Genomic DNA, 1,285 nt, shown 5'->3' on the forward strand with positions numbered 1-1,285 from the left:
TTTTTGAAAAGTAAAGGGAGGGAAGCACGTTGATAGATGCATTAGATGTAATGAGTAACTTGGATAAAGTCCTTCCTTATTATCAAGCTATTTTTAGTGCTGATGAGCATACTGTAATTGGATACGAAGTAGTAGGACGTATTCAAACAGAAGAGGGCATACAAAGTTTAGCTTCTTTCTTTCACGATGATTCGATTCCAAGTGAATTTCAACTGGAAGCGGATAATATTATAGTAGAAAAAGCTTTAAATCGTTATTTAGAAAGCGATCAAAAATTATTATTATTTATACATCGGAATGCTAATGTATTAATGAATGATGATGATGAAAGCTTGCTTCAACTTTTATTGAGGTATGAAGAACAAGGTTTAAATTTAAAACAAATTGTTTTAGAGATTACAGAGCATGAATGTAAAGAAGATATAGAGCAATTTAATCATTTGCTTATGTATTATCGTACATATGGTATTCAAATTTCGATTAATAAAGTCGGAACGGGCACAAGTAATTTAGAGCGTATTAGCGTGTTAGCACCTGATATTTTAAAAGTAGATTTAACGAACTTAAGGCAAACAGCACTTTTACAATCTTATCAAGATATTTTATATTCTTTATCATTACTTGCTAGAAGAATTGGTGCAACTTTGTTATATGAAGAAATAGATGCTTTTTATCAACTGCAATATGCTTGGAAGAACGGCGGAAGATATTATCAAGGTAATTATTTGAAAGAATGTTTACCTGATTTTATTGAAACGAATGTTTTGAAAGAGCGACTAGGTAATGAATGTCATCAGTTTATTCAGCATGAAAAGAAGAAGTTACAAAAAATTTATAATTTAACAGAGATGTTACGCGATCGCATTGGCGATGTTTTATCAAAACAAAAAAAGAATGAAGATATAAATGATTGGTTATTACAATTTAGTCAAAGTGTATCACAGTGTAGTTTTCGTATATTTATTTGTAATGAAGATGGTTTCCAACAATCAGGAAATGTTATGAAAAAAGATGGAGAATGGATTGTGATGCCGGATTATTATATGAAGAACTGGAGTTGGCGCCCGTATTTTCTCGAGAATATCATGAAAATGCGTTTTGAGAATAAGGCGAGGCTTTCAGATTTATATGCAGATATTGAAACGGGAGAAATGGTACGAACATTTTCTTTCCCGATTGATGATGACAACTTTTTATTTATAGATTTATCTTATGAATATTTATATGAAGAAGATGTTTTATTTTAATGCACGAAGAGATTCGTGCATTTTTTGTTTGTTTTTAT

At 30.6% G+C, this 1,285-nt stretch carries 1 protein-coding gene; it reads left to right on the forward strand.

The genetic code is table 11. The features are described 5' to 3' along the window. The first annotated feature begins 29 nt into the window (after window positions 1–29). Entirely contained in the window at window positions 30–1,247 is a 1,218-nt protein-coding gene (locus ABWK52_RS29105; protein WP_000564306.1) for an EAL domain-containing protein, read from the forward strand. The last annotated feature ends 38 nt before the right edge of the window (window positions 1,248–1,285 follow it).

The sequence above is a fragment of the Bacillus sp. AP50 genome, from assembly GCF_040492675.1.
In the GTDB taxonomy this organism is placed as follows: domain Bacteria; phylum Bacillota; class Bacilli; order Bacillales; family Bacillaceae_G; genus Bacillus_A; species Bacillus_A cereus.